Source organism: Bacillus sp. AFS040349 (assembly GCF_002577655.1).
Taxonomy (GTDB): Bacteria; Bacillota; Bacilli; order Bacillales; family Bacillaceae; genus Metabacillus.
Genome location: NZ_NUMC01000029.1, coordinates 1 through 20233 on the forward strand (window position 1 = coordinate 1; position 20233 = coordinate 20233).

The 20233-nt window shown below is 33.2% G+C and carries 24 protein-coding genes and 1 riboswitch; of the genes, 3 read left to right on the forward strand and 21 right to left on the reverse strand.

Annotation, left to right across the window (positions count from 1 at the left end; translation table 11 throughout):
* Positions 1 to 32 precede the first annotated feature (32 nt).
* The 10 genes from COD11_RS07170 to COD11_RS07215 form a co-directional block, all read right to left on the reverse strand.
* Complete coding sequence (locus COD11_RS07170; RefSeq protein WP_098796081.1) at positions 33 to 932, reverse strand: 5'-3' exonuclease; 900 nt, start codon at positions 930 to 932, stop codon at positions 33 to 35.
* A gap of 189 nt (positions 933 to 1121) precedes the next feature.
* Positions 1122 to 1259: a hypothetical protein gene (locus tag COD11_RS26735; RefSeq protein WP_098796082.1), complete on the reverse strand. Its 138-nt coding sequence runs from the start codon at positions 1257 to 1259 to the stop codon at positions 1122 to 1124.
* Positions 1260 to 1364: 105 nt separating this feature from the next.
* Positions 1365 to 1631, reverse strand: a complete 267-nt coding sequence (locus COD11_RS07180; protein ID WP_098796083.1) for a DUF2533 family protein — start codon at positions 1629 to 1631, stop codon at positions 1365 to 1367.
* Positions 1624 to 1812, reverse strand: coding sequence for a hypothetical protein (locus tag COD11_RS07185; protein ID WP_098796084.1), 189 nt, complete (start codon positions 1810 to 1812; stop codon positions 1624 to 1626). Before COD11_RS07185 ends, COD11_RS07180 begins: the two co-directional genes overlap by 8 nt.
* 70 nt (positions 1813 to 1882) lie before the next feature.
* The gene (locus COD11_RS07190; RefSeq protein WP_098796085.1) at positions 1883 to 5473 is read right to left on the reverse strand and encodes a dynamin family protein; all 3591 of its coding nucleotides are present in this window, start codon (positions 5471 to 5473) and stop codon (positions 1883 to 1885) included.
* A 355-nt stretch (positions 5474 to 5828) separates the two neighbouring features.
* Positions 5829 to 6383 (reverse strand): isoprenylcysteine carboxyl methyltransferase family protein, encoded by a 555-nt coding sequence (locus tag COD11_RS07195; protein ID WP_098796086.1) that lies wholly within the window; start codon positions 6381 to 6383, stop codon positions 5829 to 5831.
* Positions 6384 to 7481, reverse strand: coding sequence for a type III polyketide synthase (locus COD11_RS07200; protein WP_098796087.1), 1098 nt, complete (start codon positions 7479 to 7481; stop codon positions 6384 to 6386).
* Between the two features lie 242 nt (positions 7482 to 7723).
* Positions 7724 to 8263, reverse strand: coding sequence for a GNAT family N-acetyltransferase (locus tag COD11_RS07205; RefSeq protein WP_255301557.1), 540 nt, complete (start codon positions 8261 to 8263; stop codon positions 7724 to 7726).
* A gap of 91 nt (positions 8264 to 8354) precedes the next feature.
* Complete coding sequence (locus COD11_RS07210; RefSeq protein ID WP_098796088.1) at positions 8355 to 8762, reverse strand: VWA-like domain-containing protein; 408 nt, start codon at positions 8760 to 8762, stop codon at positions 8355 to 8357.
* Between the two features lie 84 nt (positions 8763 to 8846).
* Positions 8847 to 9071, reverse strand: a complete 225-nt coding sequence (locus tag COD11_RS07215) for a methionine aminopeptidase (protein WP_098796089.1) — start codon at positions 9069 to 9071, stop codon at positions 8847 to 8849.
* A gap of 304 nt (positions 9072 to 9375) precedes the next feature.
* Between COD11_RS07215 and COD11_RS07220 the strand changes: the two genes are divergently transcribed.
* Entirely contained in the window at positions 9376 to 9825 is a 450-nt protein-coding gene (locus COD11_RS07220; protein ID WP_098796090.1) for a hypothetical protein, read from the forward strand.
* Between the two features lie 76 nt (positions 9826 to 9901).
* On the opposite strand, the gene COD11_RS07225 is transcribed toward COD11_RS07220, so the two are convergent.
* From COD11_RS07225 to COD11_RS07240, 4 genes are all read right to left on the reverse strand, one after another.
* A complete protein-coding gene (locus COD11_RS07225) occupies positions 9902 to 10087 on the reverse strand; it encodes a methionine aminopeptidase (RefSeq protein ID WP_098796091.1) in 186 nt (61 codons plus the stop codon).
* Positions 10088 to 10208: 121 nt separating this feature from the next.
* On the reverse strand, positions 10209 to 10448 hold the full coding sequence (locus COD11_RS07230; protein WP_098796092.1) for an HPr family phosphocarrier protein: 240 nt from the start codon (positions 10446 to 10448) through the stop codon (positions 10209 to 10211).
* 124 nt (positions 10449 to 10572) lie between these two features.
* Entirely contained in the window at positions 10573 to 10950 is a 378-nt protein-coding gene (locus COD11_RS07235) for a PH domain-containing protein (RefSeq protein WP_098796093.1), read from the reverse strand.
* Between the two features lie 111 nt (positions 10951 to 11061).
* Entirely contained in the window at positions 11062 to 11331 is a 270-nt protein-coding gene (locus COD11_RS07240) for a hypothetical protein (RefSeq protein WP_098796094.1), read from the reverse strand.
* A 256-nt stretch (positions 11332 to 11587) separates the two neighbouring features.
* On the opposite strand from COD11_RS07240, the gene COD11_RS07245 reads away from it, so the two are divergent.
* Positions 11588 to 11788, forward strand: coding sequence for a cold-shock protein (locus COD11_RS07245; RefSeq protein WP_098796095.1), 201 nt, complete (start codon positions 11588 to 11590; stop codon positions 11786 to 11788).
* Between the two features lie 331 nt (positions 11789 to 12119).
* Entirely contained in the window at positions 12120 to 12338 is a 219-nt protein-coding gene (locus tag COD11_RS07250) for a helix-turn-helix domain-containing protein (RefSeq protein WP_176551011.1), read from the forward strand.
* 151 nt (positions 12339 to 12489) lie between these two features.
* On the opposite strand, the gene COD11_RS07255 is transcribed toward COD11_RS07250, so the two are convergent.
* The 7 genes from COD11_RS07255 to COD11_RS07285 all read right to left on the reverse strand — a co-directional run bounded on the left by COD11_RS07255 (position 12490) and on the right by COD11_RS07285 (position 20215).
* Positions 12490 to 13806, reverse strand: a complete 1317-nt coding sequence (locus COD11_RS07255; protein ID WP_098796097.1) for a nucleobase:cation symporter-2 family protein — start codon at positions 13804 to 13806, stop codon at positions 12490 to 12492.
* Positions 13800 to 14393, reverse strand: coding sequence for a xanthine phosphoribosyltransferase (locus tag COD11_RS07260; protein WP_098796098.1), 594 nt, complete (start codon positions 14391 to 14393; stop codon positions 13800 to 13802). The genes COD11_RS07255 and COD11_RS07260 overlap by 7 nt, the downstream gene beginning before the upstream one ends.
* Before the next feature lie 176 nt (positions 14394 to 14569).
* Positions 14570 to 14671, reverse strand: a riboswitch (purine riboswitch).
* Between the two features lie 133 nt (positions 14672 to 14804).
* On the reverse strand, positions 14805 to 16310 hold the full coding sequence (locus COD11_RS07265; protein WP_098796099.1) for a carboxypeptidase M32: 1506 nt from the start codon (positions 16308 to 16310) through the stop codon (positions 14805 to 14807).
* 123 nt (positions 16311 to 16433) lie between these two features.
* Positions 16434 to 18356, reverse strand: a complete 1923-nt coding sequence (locus tag COD11_RS07270; RefSeq protein ID WP_098796100.1) for an ATP-dependent DNA helicase — start codon at positions 18354 to 18356, stop codon at positions 16434 to 16436.
* Between the two features lie 150 nt (positions 18357 to 18506).
* Positions 18507 to 18707, reverse strand: a complete 201-nt coding sequence (locus COD11_RS07275; RefSeq protein ID WP_098796101.1) for a hypothetical protein — start codon at positions 18705 to 18707, stop codon at positions 18507 to 18509.
* A 121-nt stretch (positions 18708 to 18828) separates the two neighbouring features.
* Complete coding sequence (locus COD11_RS07280; RefSeq protein ID WP_098796102.1) at positions 18829 to 19011, reverse strand: hypothetical protein; 183 nt, start codon at positions 19009 to 19011, stop codon at positions 18829 to 18831.
* Between the two features lie 61 nt (positions 19012 to 19072).
* A complete protein-coding gene (locus tag COD11_RS07285; RefSeq protein WP_098796103.1) occupies positions 19073 to 20215 on the reverse strand; it encodes a THUMP domain-containing class I SAM-dependent RNA methyltransferase in 1143 nt (380 codons plus the stop codon).
* Positions 20216 to 20233 lie beyond the last annotated feature (18 nt).

The window sequence follows — 20233 nt, forward strand, 5'->3', positions numbered from 1 at the left end:
AGACTTTTGGGTCAGCCCCTAAAATTTTAATATTATATAGCCTCTTTCACGTCAGTTACATTCTTTAGTAACTTTTGAATTCCTTTTAGTTCTAAATCCTTAATAATAGAAAATGCCTTTTCTTCGTCAATTTGAAAAATAGCATCTTCAAGTAAACATTCAAGAGGTGCTTGACAATTAATTTCGGCCAATTTTCTTGATAAAAGTAACATATCCAAATCATTTTCTATTTTTGTTTTTTGACCTTTGGTTAACTCTGAAACATTTTGCAACAGCACATCAATTGATCGATATTGAGTAATTAATTTAAATGCTGTTTTCTCTCCTATTCCTTTTACACCAGGATAATTATCACTCGGATCGCCCATTAACGCCTTAACATCAATTAACATTCGAGGTTCGATTTGAAACTCTTCTATATATGAATTCTTTGTATAATGTTTGTAATTACCGATTCCTTTTTGAAGGATCAATACGTCTACAGAATCATTTAAAAGCTGGAGGATATCTTTGTCACCGGTTATAATCGATACTTTCATATCATTTTCATATGTTTTTGCAAGTGTTCCAATGCAATCATCAGCTTCATAACCTTCTATTCCCACGTTCGGAATATTTAATGCCGCTACAACTTCTTTTGCAAGGTCAAATTGTGGTTGAAGCTCTATTGGTGCCTCAGGTCTATTTGCTTTATAATCTGAAAAAATGTCATTTCTATAAGTTTTACTTCCCATATCCCAGCAACAGATAACATGTGTTGGTTTTGTATATTCTATAACAGAAATCAAGTGCTTTAATAATCCTGAGATTGCATTTGTAGGTGTTCCTTTACTATTAATCATAAATTGCCCGTAAACAGATGTCGCAAAAAAAGAACGGAATAAAAGCGCCATCCCATCGACAATTAATAAGTGTTGTTTGTTGTTTTCCATTGAAATCTCCTTTCAAGCATATAAAAATAAATCGCTAGTTTCATCAGATTCATAGGTAAGTATAACATATATCTTTAAAGTAGGAGTTGGTACTTAGAGTTAATTTTGAGTGAGGTTAAGTAGGGGAAGTGGAAGTTAACACCACAAAGAAGCCAGTTGAAACTAAAAGTTCCACACTGGCTTCTTAGGTTAATCTTCTTTATTATCTCTACTAAGTTTTAATGCTTCGTGTTGAGCGTATGATTCAAACTCAGTATTAAAATCATTTTTCTTCTTTTTATTATTGTTGCGTTGTGCGTTTGCATTTCCTAATTTTGTGCGTCCCATTTCATTCACACCTTTCAATTTAATCAATCGAGATTAGTTTTCCACTTGAAAGGCATTTCAATCGGGTTTGCTCAAAATGGTAGTTGGAAATGCTAGGAAGCACCTTTATTTACCATATTTCTTTACAACAAATTCTTCAACCATTTTCTTAGTCACAAGCTTACGTGTTGGAACGATTCCCTTTGAAGCAAGCTCATTCATTTCTTTTGTTACAGTATTAATTTGCTCAACCTCAAAAGGCTTCGCATTCACACATAAGAAGATCGCTTCCTCAATTAGTGCTTCCCTTTTTTCTTCAAGCTTTAAAAATGCTTGAATATGGTGATGTTGGTTTTTACTATGCTGTGAAATGGCTTCATGTACATTACTCAATATTCTCACCTCGTTTTTCCATTAACCTCTTAACATGTTCCTTGGGAGTCCAGCAATTAAACGAATAAGTTGGCTTTGTCTCATATTTTAATCGAGTGCAGGTATAAAGCATAGTGTTGTTTTTTCGTACTGCCTCAAAATGAATGCATGTAGCACAAACTTGATACGTTTTATAATCCATGCTCCTTCCCCCTACATGTTTTTGTTTATATCAATAGATTGTATCATAAAATTCCCAAGATGAAGCATACTTAAGCTAAAAGTCCAATAACTTGACTAAGATTGGATTGCTCTTGTTTTAAGTAGCCTGTGTCTTCGAATTGAATGTCAAGAAGTGCCTCAAAGCTTTCTTCAGTTTGAACCGTAATTTGCTGAATTAAGCTTGATTGCATCTTCATCACTGTATGTTGATAATAGTCAGAAAACTTCTGATTATAGTTATCTAATACCATTGTAATAGGCTCATTAAATCTTTCTGTTAGGTCTTCCCCCATGAATTTCTTTTCATTTTTCTCAAAGAAAGATTTTGTATTCTTAAATAATTTTAACGAAGGTTTTAACTGAGCTATCATATCCTGAGAAAACTCAACCGAGATATCAGGTGTTAACATTTCTTCGAATTCAACACTAGACAATGTGATGGATTGCGATTGTTTCTTTATGAGTTGAGAAATTCTTATATATTCATCTTCAAAAGTCTTCTTGATTACATTTTCAATTCGTAAAGAAGTTGCTTGTAATTCTTGAACTAACTCAAACTCAACTGTACGAACTAAATCGTTTAAGCAAGTCTGTAAAGCCTGCTGTGTATCACTTGTTTGGTGAAAAACACTTGGATGAAAGCTTTCTTTAAAAAATTCATTAAAACGGAAGAACAATCTTTGCTTTAAATAAAAGACAAGTTCCTCAATTTCCTGTGTGACAGTTTTCTTTAGATGCTGATTTGTTACGTGTGTTAATTCTTCTTTTACTTTTTGTTTTTCATTTAGCAGATTGTTGCGTATTTGTTCTTTTTCAATTCCACTCTTTTCAGCAGCATCGATTAACGATTCGATTCGTTCCTTAGAGCGTTTTAAATCTTCCCTAATTGAAATGATTGTAGTGTTTGTAAGCTCTTCTTTAATAAAAGTATCAAATTGCTGTTTAAAAGTGGAATAGTCTTTTTCATTACTAAGGTTCTCAGAAAGAATATTTAAACTTGAAACTCCATAAAGACGAACATTTCGTATTTCATGCTTTAAGAATTGATCTTGAATATACGCTTTAACTAATTCAACTTCTTCTTCATCTTTCGCTAAATCAACTGCATTTATAATGAAGAACATTTTGTCTAATGTAAAAGAATCCTTTACCCTGCCTAGTTGCCTTAAAAATTCACGATCTCCTTTTGAAAAAGGATGGTTATAATATGTCACATAAAGAATGGCGTCTGCCTTTTTAATATACTGAAAGGCAACATCTGTATGACGTTTATGCAGAGAATCAGCACCAGGAGTATCAACTAATGTAATACCTGCTCTTGTGATTGGACAATCAAAGTAAACAATTACCTCCTCAACCAAACACGCTTTATTTTCATTCGCAACAAAATCTTTAAAGGTTTCTTTTGAAGAAGTAATTAGCAAACCTGATGTTGTTAAATTTTGATAATCAGGAAGAGCCGTTTTATATTTAGTTAACTGATCTTTTTCATGTTGATCTTTTCCTTGAAGATTTAGCACACTGTTTACAAATACATCAAATGTAGAAGTGTTCTTCTCACTTAAGGAAGGAATACTTTCTATTACTTCCTTTTGTAATGCTTCTTTAGACTTTAGTTTTACTTCCACTAAACCATGTTGCTTTTCATTTGTAACTGGTGCAATTTTATTTATTGTTGCAGTAGTTGGATTAGGAGAGGAAGGTAAAAGCCTCTCGCCAATTAATGCATTTGCAAAAGAAGATTTACCTGCACTAAAAGCCCCAAACAACGCAACTGTGAATGATCTGTTTTTATAGCTCTTAATTTTTCCTTCTAAGGAGTCAGTAAATTGCTTGAAGCCTCGAATATTTTCGAGTGCTTTTAACATATTCTCTGCCTGTTGAATAAATTCATCTCGATTCCCTAAAGACTGCTCTGCCTTTTGGACTTCTAAAACTGTCTCACTATCCTGAACTATACCATCAACAACTTCCTCAAGCTCAAGAGTTCTTACACTTTTCTTATAAAATTGGTTTTCTTCCAACCATTTTTGATCATCTAATGATTCAACAAGTTTTCCATGTCTAATCTTCAAGATATTTTCTTCATAGTTTGCCAGATTCTCAAATCTACATACTAAATCTTCAACTTTAGCCATCTCTGCTTTACAGTTAGTTAAATCCTTATAGACTGTGTCTAACTCACTTTGTCGACTATCTCTTACATAATCAATAATTTTCTGAAACAAGCTCATGACTTGTTGTTTACTATGTTTTTTTATTAATTCACTAACATCAGATGAATAAGTTAATACGTATTGGTTATTGTAAGAAGCCCCTGCTTTCATTGCATCCGTTATTATTTGCTCTGTTACTTTAACTGCAAATGATTGTACTTGTTGAATGACCTCTGGATCATGGATTTCATAAGTTTTTAGATAGTCTTTTAGTAATGACTGAAAATGCCAAGATATTTGAGTTTCGATGTTTTGTTTTAAACTTTCATACAACTCATTCTTTCTTCGTTCACGTTCTTGATCTGTTTTGGATTTTGAGAATAAAAACCCTACCTTAAATGCAGGGTCAACCGACTCTATATAGGCCGCTGCTTTCTCTCTTGTTTCATAAGGAATTAAATTTGCACTTTTTAATATAGCTGACACTTTATCATTTGTTTCAACAGATAATTTTTCAATTATTTTTTCTTCTTCATTTACTTTTTTCTCGATCGTTTGTTTTTGCTCTTGAAGTGTGTTTAAACTATCACGAATTTCCTTTTCATCTACATCAGTTAAATTTAACTGATCTTCATACTTCTCTAAATGTTCTTTTATGACTTGTGTAACAGAATCATGAACATTTTGATCAATATAGCGCTTTTTATCCTCAACAATAACCTTAATAAGATCTTTTACTTGTTCCAATTGATTTGCTGGATGTTGGTCATCTTTTAACGTTGTAAAAAAGACATCTTGCGGATGTAATCCAACTTCAGCAAATGACTCTTCAATATGCTTTTTAAAGTGTTTAAATTCTATTTCCTTTTCAACATGCTTATCAATTTGGTTTACAATAAGGAAAATCATCTTATTTCGGTCTTTCATTTCTTTTATGAATGAAAGGTTTTCCTCAGATTGAACATGGTTATAGTCTGTTACATAAAAAATAGTGTCGGCAATATGAAGCATGGATTCGGTCGATAATTTATGGGCAGCATCTGTAGAATCGATTCCAGGCGAATCCATAATTACAATATCTTCTTCAATGTTTTGGTAAAGTCTTTTAATGGAAATTCTTTCTATTTCGTCACCCTGCTTACAATATTCTTTCACTTGCTCAATAGAATAGTCTCCCGCTAATTCGATACTTTCTTTTGCGGATGAATAAAGCGTTACTTGCTCTTGGCCTTTTTCTAATAGAACTAAATTAGCACTAGTTGGAATAGGGCTTGTTGGGAGTATTTGTTCATCTAAAAGCTTATTAATCATAGATGACTTTCCCGCGGAAAAATGGCCAGCAAAGGCAACATATAGCTTTTGATGATAAAGCTTGTTGGCAAGCTCAACTAACTTATGAGCATTTTCAGTATCATGCTTTTTTATTTCATTATGAAGATTTATAACGATTTGCATTAAGTCTTTTGATTTCACAGCCGTTGTCATGATAATCCCCTTTGTCTCTATGCATTTAATACTTTTTATTTTACAGAATTTTATTATATTTTTCTATGCAAACTCATTTGTGTTTCTTACAAATTAATATTTTGGCTTTTCGAAATACATTAGCAAAAAAATAAAGCCCACAATTCTGTGGACTTTAAGCTTTTTGGGCATCTATATTCTTTAATATGTAACCAATCAATACACTATAAGTAACAACGGTACAACCGACAAATAACATAGTCATATTCTCAGCAGACCTCCAAATTTTGAGAATGATTTTCATTATAAATTTATTCTATCATCAATGATAATCATTTTCAATATCTCCTCTAAAGTTTTTTGAAAAATCTGCTGATTATCTTTTTCTAGGTAAAAACCTTGATTTTACTGTGAATACTTCTTGATAATTCGTATATGTTTGAAGCGCTTTTTCTTCAGCGGGGATTCTAATTGTCATCATGAATATATTGAGCATGGTAAACACTAATGATGTGATATATGCATCAAACAACAGAGGGATTATCAGAATTTCTACTGCTACTACAACATAATTCGGATGTTTGATAAATTGATATGGACCTTTTGAAACAACTATATCATTTGGAACGATAATGATTTTTGTATTCCAATAATTCCCGAGAGAAATAACCGACCAATACCTCATCAATTGTGTTAAAAGTAACATTGGAACTAACACAAACCATAGCTCAGTTAATTCTTTTCGAAAAAAAATTACCTCTGATAAAAGCGAGATAAGAAACAGCACATGAAGAGATACGATAAATGGGTAATGCTCATTCCCATGCTCTACTCCCCCCCTATTCATCATCCACTTTTCATTCTTTTTCGCAATAAATAGCTCGGTTAGTCGTTGAAAAATCAATAATGAAAATAAAAGATAAAACAACAATTATTTTCCCTCCCAATTAACGAGTAACATTTCAGAACTGAACCCTGGACCAAGTGCACCAATTAAGCCATAGTCACCTGGTTTACCAATTTCACGTTTTAAATATTGTTCTAAAACATACATAACCGTTACCGATGACATATTTCCGTGCTTGACTAAGACTTCTTTTGAAATATGCAAATGATGCTCATTGAACCCTAGACCATCCATATACGCATCAAGCACCTTTTTACCACCAGGATGAGCGATAAAATGATTAATATCTTCTACTTCAAGGTCGTATTCTTGTAAAAAATCTAATACTTGCGGTTTCAACCATTTTTTAATAATAGATGGAATGTCACGAGAAAAAACAACATACAAACCATTATTTTTAATATCCCATCCCATTACATCTTCAGAATCTCTCATAAATGTCGATCTTGTCCCCAATAATTTGGGCAGTGAAGATAAATTTGATCGTCTCTTCCAGTTCACATGACTTCCTGTGATACATGTACAGGCAACTCCATCAGCAAACAATGACGTTCCAATTAAATTACTTTTCGTCTTATCGTCATGCTGAAAAGTAAGACTACAAAGCTCAACAGATATAACAAGTACCATTGCTTCTGGAAACGCCAGACAATATTCATATGCTCTGGACAATCCTGCGGCACCCCCAGCACATCCTAACCCCCAAATAGGAATGCGTTTAGTTGTTTCTTTAAAGGGTAAGCAATTCATAATTTTAGCATCAATACTGGGTGTCGAGATTCCTGTTGTACTAATGAAGAAAATCGCGTCTATTTCGTTATAGTCAATGTCCTGCTGTAATAATGTACGATTAGTTAAGCAATTTTTCACTGCTTCAACTCCATATGTTACAGCTCTATCTATATACAGTTCATTCTTTTCTTCAAATGAATGTGTTTGCTTATACCATTTGAGTGGTTCTACAAATTGTCTTTTTTCTATTTCACCGTTTTTAAACACGGGTAGAAGCCGTTCTATATCTTTAAAAGAATCATGAAATATCTCTTTTGCAAACTCCACAGTAGTATCCTGACTCATTTCATATTGTGGAATTGCCTTTCCTACTGATAACGCATAGACCATATTGGTTTTCACCTCATTTTCATTAAGGTTACTATGACCAACTTTGACTAAAATTATCCATTAATATAGGTTTATATGTAAATTATTTGGAAGTTTGTTACATAATTGCCAACACATTCTACATAATAAAAAAAGCCTTTCCCAATTAAAGGGGAAAAGCTAACGTTTTAAAGGAGTTGTTGTTGTTGTGCATCTTTATTATATCTCATTTTTAGCTGTCACTCATTGAGAATTGTTGGTAATTACTTAAAGAAATAAGCCATAAAAACCTCGTCATCATATTTTCCGTTAATTTTGACTTGATCCTTTTGTATACCTTCTTGTACAAATCCAAATCTCTCGTAAAGTTTATGAGCTAATCCATTTGATGCAAAAACGGTCAAACATAGTTTATGTAATTTATGGGTCTTACACCATTTAATCGTATAATTTAAAAGTTCTGTTCCAATTCCTTTTCCTTGAGCTGCCTCAACTAACCATGTACGAAAAAGTCCAGTGTGGCTTTTCATTTCCAATTCTCCCCTAATAACTCGTGCAATACCTACTATTTGATGATTTATCTCTACCGCAACATACATATTATCTTGGAGAGCCATATGCTCTATAAATTTGATTTCATCCTGTATAGATCTAGCCGCTTCCTTTTGGATATAGGAACCAGACTTAATAATCTGTTCCACTGCATTAACAATTGATTCTGCATCTCTCTCTTCTACAGGTCGAAGGATAACTGACTCGCCTGTTTTGGAGGTAAACTCTATTTTTAATGCTTTCTTATCCACAGTAATGCCACCTTTGCTTTCTCCTACTTTAGAAAGGCTGACAACATTTGTCAGCCTCTTTTCTTTCAACTCGAGAAGTAATTAAGTACATTTAAGCTACCCTTATCGCCTTTCCAAATGGTACTTTTGGGACAAATTCATCGGGAACCAACCAAAAAACTTCATTGTTTACCTGAAGTTCATCATAGAAATATCCAGTTACATCCGTTATATAAAAGAGGGTGTCTATTTCTTCTTTTTCAGCCCACTCAAGCACTTCTGTATACGAGGACTTTCCATGAGTATAATAAGTTATTTTATCTTCCTTAATTGGAGTAATGCTTCTTATCTTAAAGTCAGCTTGCACTAGTAATGCATTAGGGGTTACTTCTCCAAATAACTTAACAATATTTTGTATTAACAGTGTGTTCGTTTGATTTGTAGAAGTATCAATCGCTAGAGCTATTTTCTTTCCGTCTCGTTCCTTTAATTTAGAAAGTAATTGCTTTTGCCATTTCATTTCATATCTCCCCCTCACATTTTTTGTGAAGCCAAATCTATTTTTGCTCAAAAATCAGTTTACTATCCATTCTTAACAACTCATTTACTGATATTGGTCATTATTACCATTCCAGTCTGCATATTGTCCAGTACCATTGCAACCTGGACAATCAAACACAGCATCATATGTTGGTGTATAAACACTTGTTAAGGATGATGTAAAACCTCTTCCCCTACAATCAGGGCACCTTCCTAAAGATTCCATATCAGCGCGAACCTTCTCGATTCTCGCTTGCTTCCATTCTGATAATCCACGAAGAAAATTCAATGGGCTCACCTCTTTTTCCTTAATATTCCTTACTATTCATCAAGAGGTGACATTTTAAACCTTTTTTCCCATAAATTTTTAAAGAATCTGTTCAGAATCAATTTTAGTCTCTAACATTGGTGTAATTGGTAGCATACTTTTGCTAAATACAACATAAAGTTGATCCGAAAGTGTAAAATATACGAAAAATGATCTATAAAAATATCTACATACATAACCGATTTCTTATTAACATTTGTCGATTTTTTTTGTAAAATAAAAGAGTTTATTAATTCAATCTGTAGGAATAGAAGAGGGGATTATCGTGGCTGAATTAGCATTTAAAGAATATATGTTTAAAAAAGGAAGTAAAACAACGATCTATATGTACCAAAACAGTATCGAAATGATACATGGTGGGTTTTTAGGGAAATTTAACAAAATAAAATTAGTACAATATAAAAATATTGTAAATGTGTCAATGAAAGAACCGGGATTTGCTTCAAATGGTTACATTATCCTTGATTGTGGTAAAAATGATCATAAAAGTGAAAGACTTGAAAACACAATTGAGTTTTCCAAGCAAGAAAAAGAAATGGCAATTGAATTAAAGCAATTAATTGAAGAAAAGGTTGTTGAAGTAAAAAATCAAAGAGTTGATTCTGCTGTTGATAATTTTGAAAAATTAAAGAAAATTAAAGAATTGTATGATTTAGACATTCTTTCAGAAGATGAATATCTTGACCAGAAGGAACGTCTTTTAGAAAAAAATTAATTTATATGTAAAAGAGTGCCTGACCTCTCCTACAATACAATTGTTGGAGGGGTTGACACATTCTTTTATACTTAAGTTATCTATTATTTTCCCATACTGCGTACTCTCCTGTACCTTTACACGTATAACACTCTATATTACTCCCAATATAATGCATCGGAACAATAACAACTCCATATCCACGGCAATCAGGACATTTACCAAGATCCTTCATTTTTTCAATATGATTTTGTCTTCTTTTCTCCATCCACCTAAACATCATGAACTTTTTCACCAAATGTATTCACCATCCTTGATGTTTCCGTTTTTATAGAGTATTCAAGTTCTACGGACAAGGTGAATAAAAAAAGGTGTTTCCCTATTCAAGAATTTAATAATTACACTTATAAGAAAAGCTTTATGCATTCCTTTATGGCTTCTTCTTCATCCTCTCCAGCTGCTACAATTCTAATATTTGTTCCTGTTTGAATGGTTGCTAATAATCCTAATAAACTTTTAGCATCCGTTTTAAAGTTTGGACCTACAATAAAGATATCTGATTCAAATTTATTTGCATGATTTGCCACTTCAATAAATGTGTTAATTGTGAAAAGACGTGTTATTGTTAGATCTTTAACTCGCATGATTGTCTCCTTTTTTTAGTTTATTAAATATTATTTTTCAGTTTAAATATCCATGACAGGATTTTGCATAAAAAGGCCTCCCTCTATAGTTAATGGGAGACCTGAATGAACTATTAATAATAGATTATTTTGCTACATAAGATGCTAACGCTTTTTGTACATCATATATGCTTTTATCTTTTTTAAATTGCTTCGAGACTGGATTTGCTGTACCAGAAATCCAAATTTTTAATTCTGCGTCTAAATCAAAGCTGCCAGCGGTTTCTACGCTAAAATGGGTGATACTTTTGTATGGAATAGAATGGTATTCCACTTTTTTCCCTGTTACTCCTTGCTTGTCAATAAGTATTAATCGCGTATTTGTAAAAACAATTAAATCACGAATTAATTTATAAGCTTTTTCAATATTTTCGTTGTCAGTAACAATTACTTCTAATTCTTTTTCAACTGAACTGATATCAACTTCTGAGACATTACCCATTAAACCATCTAATAAACCCATAATATCCCTCCAATATTTTGTAACTGAATGTAATATTCTTTACAGCCTAAATAGTTTCCTGCAATTTAAAGGAATTTTTTCCAAGAGAAAAACACTCCAATCTAAAGAGTGTTAATCCATTAAGCCTTCATCAATGTATACTTCCATTCCCTCTTCTTCTAAGCATTCACCAAAATATTTTACAGCTTTTTTGAATTTATAGTTGAGGATATTTAAATCTTGATCTTCTGTATCATACACAGCAATTACAGCATCACCTGCGTATAAGTTTATATAATCTTCTCTACCAGTTATGTGTGCCTCTACACTGAATTCCTGGCCTTTTATAACCTGTTTATTTGTTTTTAATGCCTTGGATAACAAATGTTGTATTTCTTCCATTGTGTAACCTCCTGAAATTAACCCTTACTAGGTTGTAACATATATATTATTTAAGCACAATTCATTAATAATCTAACCTAATTAAGATTTTATTTTTTCCTTATTTGCTTTTCCAAAAATTATCTGTTATTATAAAGAAGAATTATTTTTGTTCGGTCTGTAAGGAAAGAATAAGTGTTTAAACTTTTCGCCTTTGATATCTAATTGAGCAAGGATAGTAATAAATTGTGGTATTTCCACACAGGAGGCAACAATTATGCAACAAGGTACAGTAAAATGGTTTAACGCAGAAAAAGGTTTCGGTTTCATCGAAGTTGAAGGTGGAGACGATGTATTCGTACATTTCTCAGCTATCCAAGGCGAAGGATTTAAATCTTTAGACGAAGGTCAAAAAGTGACTTTTGAAGTTGAACAAGGTCAACGTGGACCACAAGCAACTAACGTAAACAAAGCATAATTTCAAATAAAAAAGGATCCTTTATTAGGGTCCTTTTTTTATTTGATCTGTTTTACTTTATATAAAAAATCCCCATTCAAAAATGAATGGGGAGCTAAAATTGCTAAAAGGTATTTCAATGGTTAACTTAAGCATAGCATACTATTTGTATAATACCTAATTAAATTAATAAAATAATACAAATTTTCTTATGTTCCTAGCATTACTCTCTACCTTACTTTCTAAATTACTAAATCTTGATTACATAAATACATACTTGAAAAATAAATTATCAAAAGTATCAATTTATTTAGTATTGTGCTATGCTTGACTAAGAAGCGAGGTGTCAAATTTGGCAGCATATAAAGCAAAGAAAAGTAACCTTAAAGAACTTTTAACCAAAAATAACACTAAGCTCGATGTTCTGGCGGATAAAACAAATATTCCAATAGAACAACTACATGACTATCTAGATAAAAAAGTCATGAACCTTAATAATGCAATGACAATTTCTAAAGAACTAAACTGTACAGTTGAAGATCTTTACGTTTGGAAAGTTTCCGGAGAGTGATTAATAATCGCTCTCTTTTTATTTGTATTTGTTTAAGATGTTAGTTAAGTAAAAATATTGCCTGCATTTTCATATCTATGTTACAAAAGTGCAGGCAACGTTTTATAGTTCTTTTCAGAATATATTTATAGCATGGTTGTTTACTATTATTTTAAGAAGCTTGACTTTGTAACACAGCCTCTTGTTCTTGCTTTTGTTTTTGACTTGAAGGAATAATATTAAAAATGATATTCAATAATATAGCTGTAACACTACCTGCTACAATGCCACTATTCGTTAAAATTTTCACAGACTCTGGCAGTCCTGCAAATATTTCTGGAACAACTGTAACACCAAGCCCTAATCCAACCGAACAAGCCACAATCAGTAAATTTTCTTGCGATGCAAATGAGACTTGCCCTAACATTTTAATTCCATAAGCAACAACCATCCCAAACATCGCGACCATTGCACCACCTAGTACAGACGAAGGAATGATTGTAGCTAATGCAGCAATTTTGGGAACAAGTCCTAATCCGACTAGCATAGCAGCTGTAATATAAATCACGCGATTGGTTTTGATTCCTGACATTTGAACAAGCCCAACATTTTGGGAAAATGCTGTATAAGGAAAAGCGTTAAAGATCGCTCCTAGCATATAAGCGATACCTTCTGCCCGATAACCACGTGCTAAATCTTTCTCATCAATCTTTTTCTTACAGATATCTGATAATGCAAAATACACTCCTGTTGACTCAACCATGCTAACGATGGCAACGATTGTCATTGTTAAGATTGGAGCTAGTTCAAATGTTGGTGTTCCAAAATAAAAAGGTTTTCCTATATTAAACCAAGATGCTTCTGAGACAGGCTGAAGATCGACCATTCCCATTAATCCCGCTGCAACAGTACCTGCAATTATTCCTATTAAGATTGAAATTGCTCTAATAAAACCTGTAAAAAAACGATTCAAGAGAATGATTAAGATCAAAACACCAAAAGCTAAAAGAAGATTTTCAGTAGACCCAAAGTCAACACTACCCTCTCCTCCAGCCATATTATTCATCGCAACTGGTATTAACGTAATGCCAATTATTGTTACAACTGATCCAGTTACAACAGGTGGAAAAAATCTTACTAGTTTACCAAATATAGAAGATATTAAAATAACGATAAGTCCTGACATGAGTATCGCACCATATATAGATGAAACACCGTACTCTGTTCCGATTGCTATCATTGGCCCTACAGCTGTAAAGGTACAACCAAGTACAACAGGTAATCCGATTCCAAAAAAGCGATTCTTCCACACTTGTAAAAATGTTGCGATACCACACATAAAAATATCAATGGCAACTAAATAGGTTAACTGTGCTCCCGTTAAACCTATTGCACTTCCAACAATTAATGGTACAACAACTGCTCCTGCATACATCGCTAGAACATGTTGAATTCCTAAAGATAGATCCTTTAATGAATGCTTCAAGATGTAACCTCCTCAAGTTCTACAACAAAACTTACTTTTCCTTCTGTTAATGATGCTATTCTTGCTAATGATTCTACTCGGTAACCTAATTCTTTTAATTCATCTGCTCCTTTTTGGAATGACTTTTCAATTACAATTCCAATTCCCTTTACAGATGCACCTGATTGTTTCACGATGTTAATTAATCCTTTTGCAGCTTCACCATTCGCTAGAAAATCATCAATAATTAACACATTATCGTTTTCATTTAAAAATTGATGTGATACAGAGATTGTATTTTCTTCTTGTTTTGTAAAAGAATAAACAGTTGAAACCAATAGATTATCTGTTAACGTAAGTGACTTCTTTTTTCTAGCAAATATCACTTTCACACCAAGTTCCAACGCTGCCATAACAGCTGGAGGAATTCCCGATGATTCTATAGTAACAATCTTTGTAATTCCTTCGTTTTTAAAGCGCCTGGCTAACTCTAAACCTATTTCTTTCATAAGCTCTGGATCAATTTGATGATTAAGAAATGAATCAACTTTTAATACACCGTCAGAAAGAACAATACCTTCATTTTCGATTTTTCTTCTAAGCAGCTCCAATTATTTTCCTCCTAACGTCTTTCCATCCATAGACTCTTTTTCAAGATAACGATCATAAATTTGGCTCCATACATCTTACCTAAGATTACTGAAAGCAAAATAAAAAAGCGGCATTGCCTTCACTATAAGTGAAGCAATGCCGCTTTCATTACATACTAATACATCAAATGAAATGTGCAACAAGAAACTTCACTCATAGTCGAACAATTTACGGTTATTCGGTAGAAACTTGCAAGCCATATCCCTGCGATTATATGAGTGCTATGTAATTAATTCAAATTATAACAATATATCATTATTTTGCAAACACTTTTTAATTAAAACACGAACTTTTTTAAGTATTATTATAAAAATATTCGTAAAACGAACAAAGGAGCGGTAATCTCCGCTCCTCTTTTTTATCATGGCAACTTATAAATTGTAGATTCCTCTATATTTTTGTTCAAGATAGTCAATTAAATATTGAGCATTTAGTTCTTCACCAGTAACATCTTTTAGGATTTCCAAAGGTTGTTTTGTACGTCCGTATTGATGAATTCGCTTTGTTAACCAACCTTTAATAACTTCAAACTGACCTGTTTCAATTAACTCATCGTAATTTGGCAGATCTTTTAACATTGCGTTTTTAATTTGTGCAGCATACATATATCCTAATGCATAGGATGGGAAATAACCAAAGCTTCCTCCAGCCCAATGTACATCTTGCAAAACCCCTTTTGCGTCATTTGGCGGGACAATGCCAAGGTATTCTTCATATTTTTCGTTCCAAATCTTAGGCAATTCTTCAACACTTATTTCATCATTAAACAATGCCTTTTCGATTTCATAACGAACCATTACATGTAACGCATAGGTTAATTCATCAGCTTCTATACGAATCAATGATGGCTTTGATTCATTTATCGCCTCATAAAATTCATCTAGACTTATTCCTTCGAATTGCTCAGGTGAAAAATCTTTGAGACTTTGATAGTAACGTTGCCAAAAACGTTTATTTCTTCCTACAAAATTTTCATAAAATAGAGATTGAGATTCATGAATACCCATAGAAGTACCACTACACAATAAAGTACCTTCTAATTCTTCTGAAATATTTTGCTCATATATAGCATGACCACATTCGTGAATCGTTCCAAAGATCGCTGTACGAAAATCTTTTTCATCATACTTTGTTGTTACCCGTACATCATTTCGATTAAGGGTAATTTCAAAAGGATGAACAGTTTCATCTAATCTACCAGCTTCAAAATCATATCCAATTTCTTTTAATAAAAATTCACTTAATCTTCTTTGATTTTCTTTCGGAAAATGATTAAAGAGAAAATCTGTCCTAGGCTTATATTCAGAATCAGAAATAGCTTTTACTAAAGGGACGATACTTTCTCTCACTTGCGAGAACACTCGGTCCAATACTTCAACCGTTACCCCTGGTTCATATTCATTTAGTAGCGTATTGTACTTATGTCCTTCATAGCCCCAATACTCAATTAGTTTTTTGTTGTAATCAATTAGCTTTTGTAAGTAAGGTGCAAACATTTGGAAGTCTGATTGTTCCTTTGCTTGTTCCCAAACAGATTCAGCCTTTGAGCAAAGAATAACATATTCTTGGTATTCCTTAGGTGGTATTACTTTATTTTTCTTATATTCCTTTTTTAATAACTCTACTGCCTTTTTTGTTACAAACTGAAGGTTTTCATAAACATCTTCCTGTGACAGTGTTGTGAGATACTCGTTCATTTTATCTGAAACAAGCATTTCAAATGCTTCAGAAGAAAGCATACCAATTACTTCTGAACGCTGTTCAACACCTTTTTTAGGTGCACCCGTGCGCATATCCCAATACATAACACTGATTGCTTCATCGTATGCTTTCATTTTTTTTATGTATTCCAAAAACTCTTTTTCTATTTGTATCATTCCGCCACACTCCCTTTGTTTATGTACTATTTAAGCGTATAAAGCAGTTGAATGGTTGTCAACGAATTTTAATTTAAGGTTACACTTTAACTTTAATAGATAGGAAGAAGCTATAGCTCCCACCTATCCAAGTGCTGGAGGAACAGGTAAAACTGATTTTATATTATTCAAAATATCCTGATCTTGATCGTTATAGAATATTGTAATAGAGCCTTTATCATCACTAGTTCGAATTAATCTACCGATGCCCTGTCTCAGCCTTAATATCATGTATGGAAGATCAACTTCTTTATATGGATCTTGTTTATCTGATTTTTTAGCCTCAAATACAGGATCGTCCGGAGGATATGGTAACGACCAGATAATAACATTAGAGAGTGATGGTCCGGGAATGTCTAGTCCTTCCCATAAATGAACAGCACATAATACAGAGTGTTCGTTTTGCTGGAATTCTTTCACTAAAGAACTAATTTCCTGATCTCCTTCAAACAATAACGGATACGAAAAGCTATAATCAGCCACTCTTTCCTTAAACCATTTTATTTCTTTTTGAGATGTAAAGAGAATAAGACCTCTACCTTCTGTTTTATTCAATTCCTCTAAAGTTTTTTCCAATTTTTTCTCAAGTTGATTTTCCTTCAACATTTGGATGCTCATTTGCTCGTCATAATCAAAAGGAGAATCAACAGAAAGTGATAAATAATCGTGTACACCTATGCTGCTAGCTATAAAGTCAAATGATTTATTTTCAGATAATGTTGCTGAAGAAAAAACAATTGGCATTTTTTTAGAGAAGACTTTTTCCTTTAACACTTCTTCAACTTTTTTAGGCATAATGACTAAAGTATATTCATCACCTTTTACTTCCACCCAGCTTACTGCATTTGAGTTTCTATTATATAAAGATAATGAATACTCCATTTGATCAATAAACTCTTCAACAATTTTCAATTCATATTCCCCGATTGTGTACATCTCACCTTCAAAAACAAGGGCTTCACTAATCTCGGATAACTTAGCTTGTAATTGTTTAGAAGTTTTTTGAAGCTTTTCTTTTTGCTCAATCCGTAATCGGTTAGAGCCTTCAACAACACTTGTACATTGTTGTAAATCATCAAAAAACATATCATTTACAGCAAGTGCATCTTCTACTAAATAAGCTAATTCTTCACGAATTTCATTTTGCAGTAATCTCTCGAGAAAGATTTGTAATGTACTTTGCTTTACTCGATATGTTAATGCTTTTTGTGCAGCATACTCTAGTAAGTGACCTTCATCGAATACAACACTACTATAATCCGGAAGTAAAGGAATTTGACCTTCTCTTTTTCGGGAATCATACGTCCAAATATGTTCCATAAAATAATCATGTGAACATACAATTATGTCAGTTGCTTTTCGATAATAATCACGAGACAATGTTAACCCACAACGATGTCTCTGTGAACAAGTAGAACAATCTTGAAAAGGGTCCCAACCAACATTTTCCCATTCTTCATCAGAGAAATGACCAAACTCTTTTCGATCTCCGTAAGCCGAGAACTGCTGCATCCCTGCTTTTTCATGAACGAAGTCCGGCAGTGTTTGATATAAATTTAGATACTTTTCTTCTCCAGTACGTTGAATAACATTGTCCAATTTATTTAAGCATAGATATTGACTATGAGTTTTACTTAGCCTTACATCCATATTCAATCCTAGATGCTTAGATAACTTCGCAATGTCACCTTCTTGTTTAACAAGCTGTTCAATTAATGTTTCATCTGCACATGCTATAATCGCCGGTTTACCAGTATATCTAGCATAAGATAGGGCATAAAGCAGGTAGACAATTGTTTTTCCAGTCCCAACACCAGCTTCAGCAAACATGACTTTCTTCTCTTGAAATGCTTTTTCAAGCTGAAAAGCCATGAAAATTTGTTCATCTCTTAACTCAAAACCTTGATCCGGAAGAATATCATAAAAAACATCTCCTATCCAATTATTCAAGGCTTGGTAAAAGCTCTCATCCTTTGATATGGTAAAAGGCAAACGTGATGTTACCATAAACGCTACCTCCACATTCAGTTTCAAATTTATCGCAAATAATAATTATCATATTATACCGTTAAAAAGTCAATTCATATGATTATAATAGTATGTGAAAAAGAGGTAAAAAAAAGAGGCAGCCACTATGGCTACACAATGTTCCACTTTTTATGACTCTTTGTCAAAAAGCGATTCAATAATTATTTGATGATCAATTGATGTAGCAATTGAGAGCGCTCTAATCATATCTTCTTTCGCTTGACCTAACTGAAAAATCACATCTGAATGATCACTTACTTGGTTCTCCAGCGACTTTTCAGTTGAAGTAAGCGCCTTTGAAATTAACTCAAATTCTTGTTGGTCATACATTTCTTTTCCACCTCTCATTTTTAAATGAACTTTATTATATTTCACAATACTGAGAGGATTTATTCGGTTTCATATTTACTGTGGCATTTGTAAACCTTAAAAAGAAAAAACGAAGAGCCTTTTACTCTTCGTTTTCTACCTTTTTAAACCCCTGTTGAATTAATTCATTCGTTAATTCATCATGATTTACAATAAAGTATGTACTACCATCGTTAGTAATAATAATTTCTGTCGGACTTGCGTCAACACGAGCCGCCTCTATGTCAAAATACTTCTGACCTAGATTATCTGATATTGATGACAATTTGTCCACCTCCTTATAATCCCATTATAACAGGATCATTCAATTGAGTTATATCATTTTTCTATCCTTTTCTCGGTGGACGAACATTTGACCAATATTGATAAAAATCTGTTTTAATGAAGCCATTAAAAAGCTTACGTTTTTTTGTTGCAGGCTTACCATAAAGCTGTTCAAAGCCTTCATTGGACGTAAGCATATATATGCTCCAAGTATCTAAAGCTGCGAACGCTTGTCCCATTTCTTTATACATTTGTTCAACTTCTCTTTTTTCTCCAAGTCGTTCTCCATAAGGAGGATTTCCAACGATTACCCCAAATTCTTTAGTTGTTGTGAAATCTTTGACCTGCATCTGCTTAAATGAAATTATATCTGCAAATCCAGCTTCTTCCGCATTTCCCTTTGCAATGTTTACCATCCTGTGATCTATATCACTAGCTTGTATATCTAACGGTTGATCATAATTAGCTTTATCCTCTACTTCTTGTCTTGCAAGATCCCACTTGTCTTTTCCGATCCAATCCCAAGCCTCAGAAACAAATCCCCGGTTAAATCCTGGTGCAATATTTTGTCCGATAAGAGCTGCTTCAATTGGTATTGTACCTGAACCACAAAACGGATCTACAAACGGGCGATCTGGAGTCCACCTTGTTAATAGGACAAGAGCAGCAGCAAGAGTTTCCTTTAACGGAGCCCCCCCTTGGTCAATGCGAAAGCCTCGTTTATGAAGTCCTGTACCACTAGCATCTATCGTAATTGTTGCAACATCTTTTAACAGCGCAACTTCAACTCGATAAAAAGGGCCATCTTCGCTAAGCCACCCTTCTTTTTTATAATGTGATTTTAGCTTTTCAACAATCGCTTTTTTCACAATTCCTTGGCAATCGGGTACACTCGCTAATGTCGATTTAACTGATTTCCCAATAACAGGAAACTCAGCGTTTTCCGGAAGATAATCTCCCCAATTTAATGCTTTTGTTTTTTCAAAAAGCTCATCAAATGTTTTTGCTTTAAATTCTCCAACCTTAATTTTAATTCGGTCAGCAGTTCTAAGCCATAAGTTGGAGCGACAAATCGCTAATTCATCTGCCTCAAACGTTACCTTACCATTCTCAACAGAACAATCATACCCTAAGTCTTTTACTTCTTTACCAACAATCGCTTCAAGACCCATTGCCGATGTTGCAATAAGAGTTAATTTACTCATCTTTTGACACCCTACCTT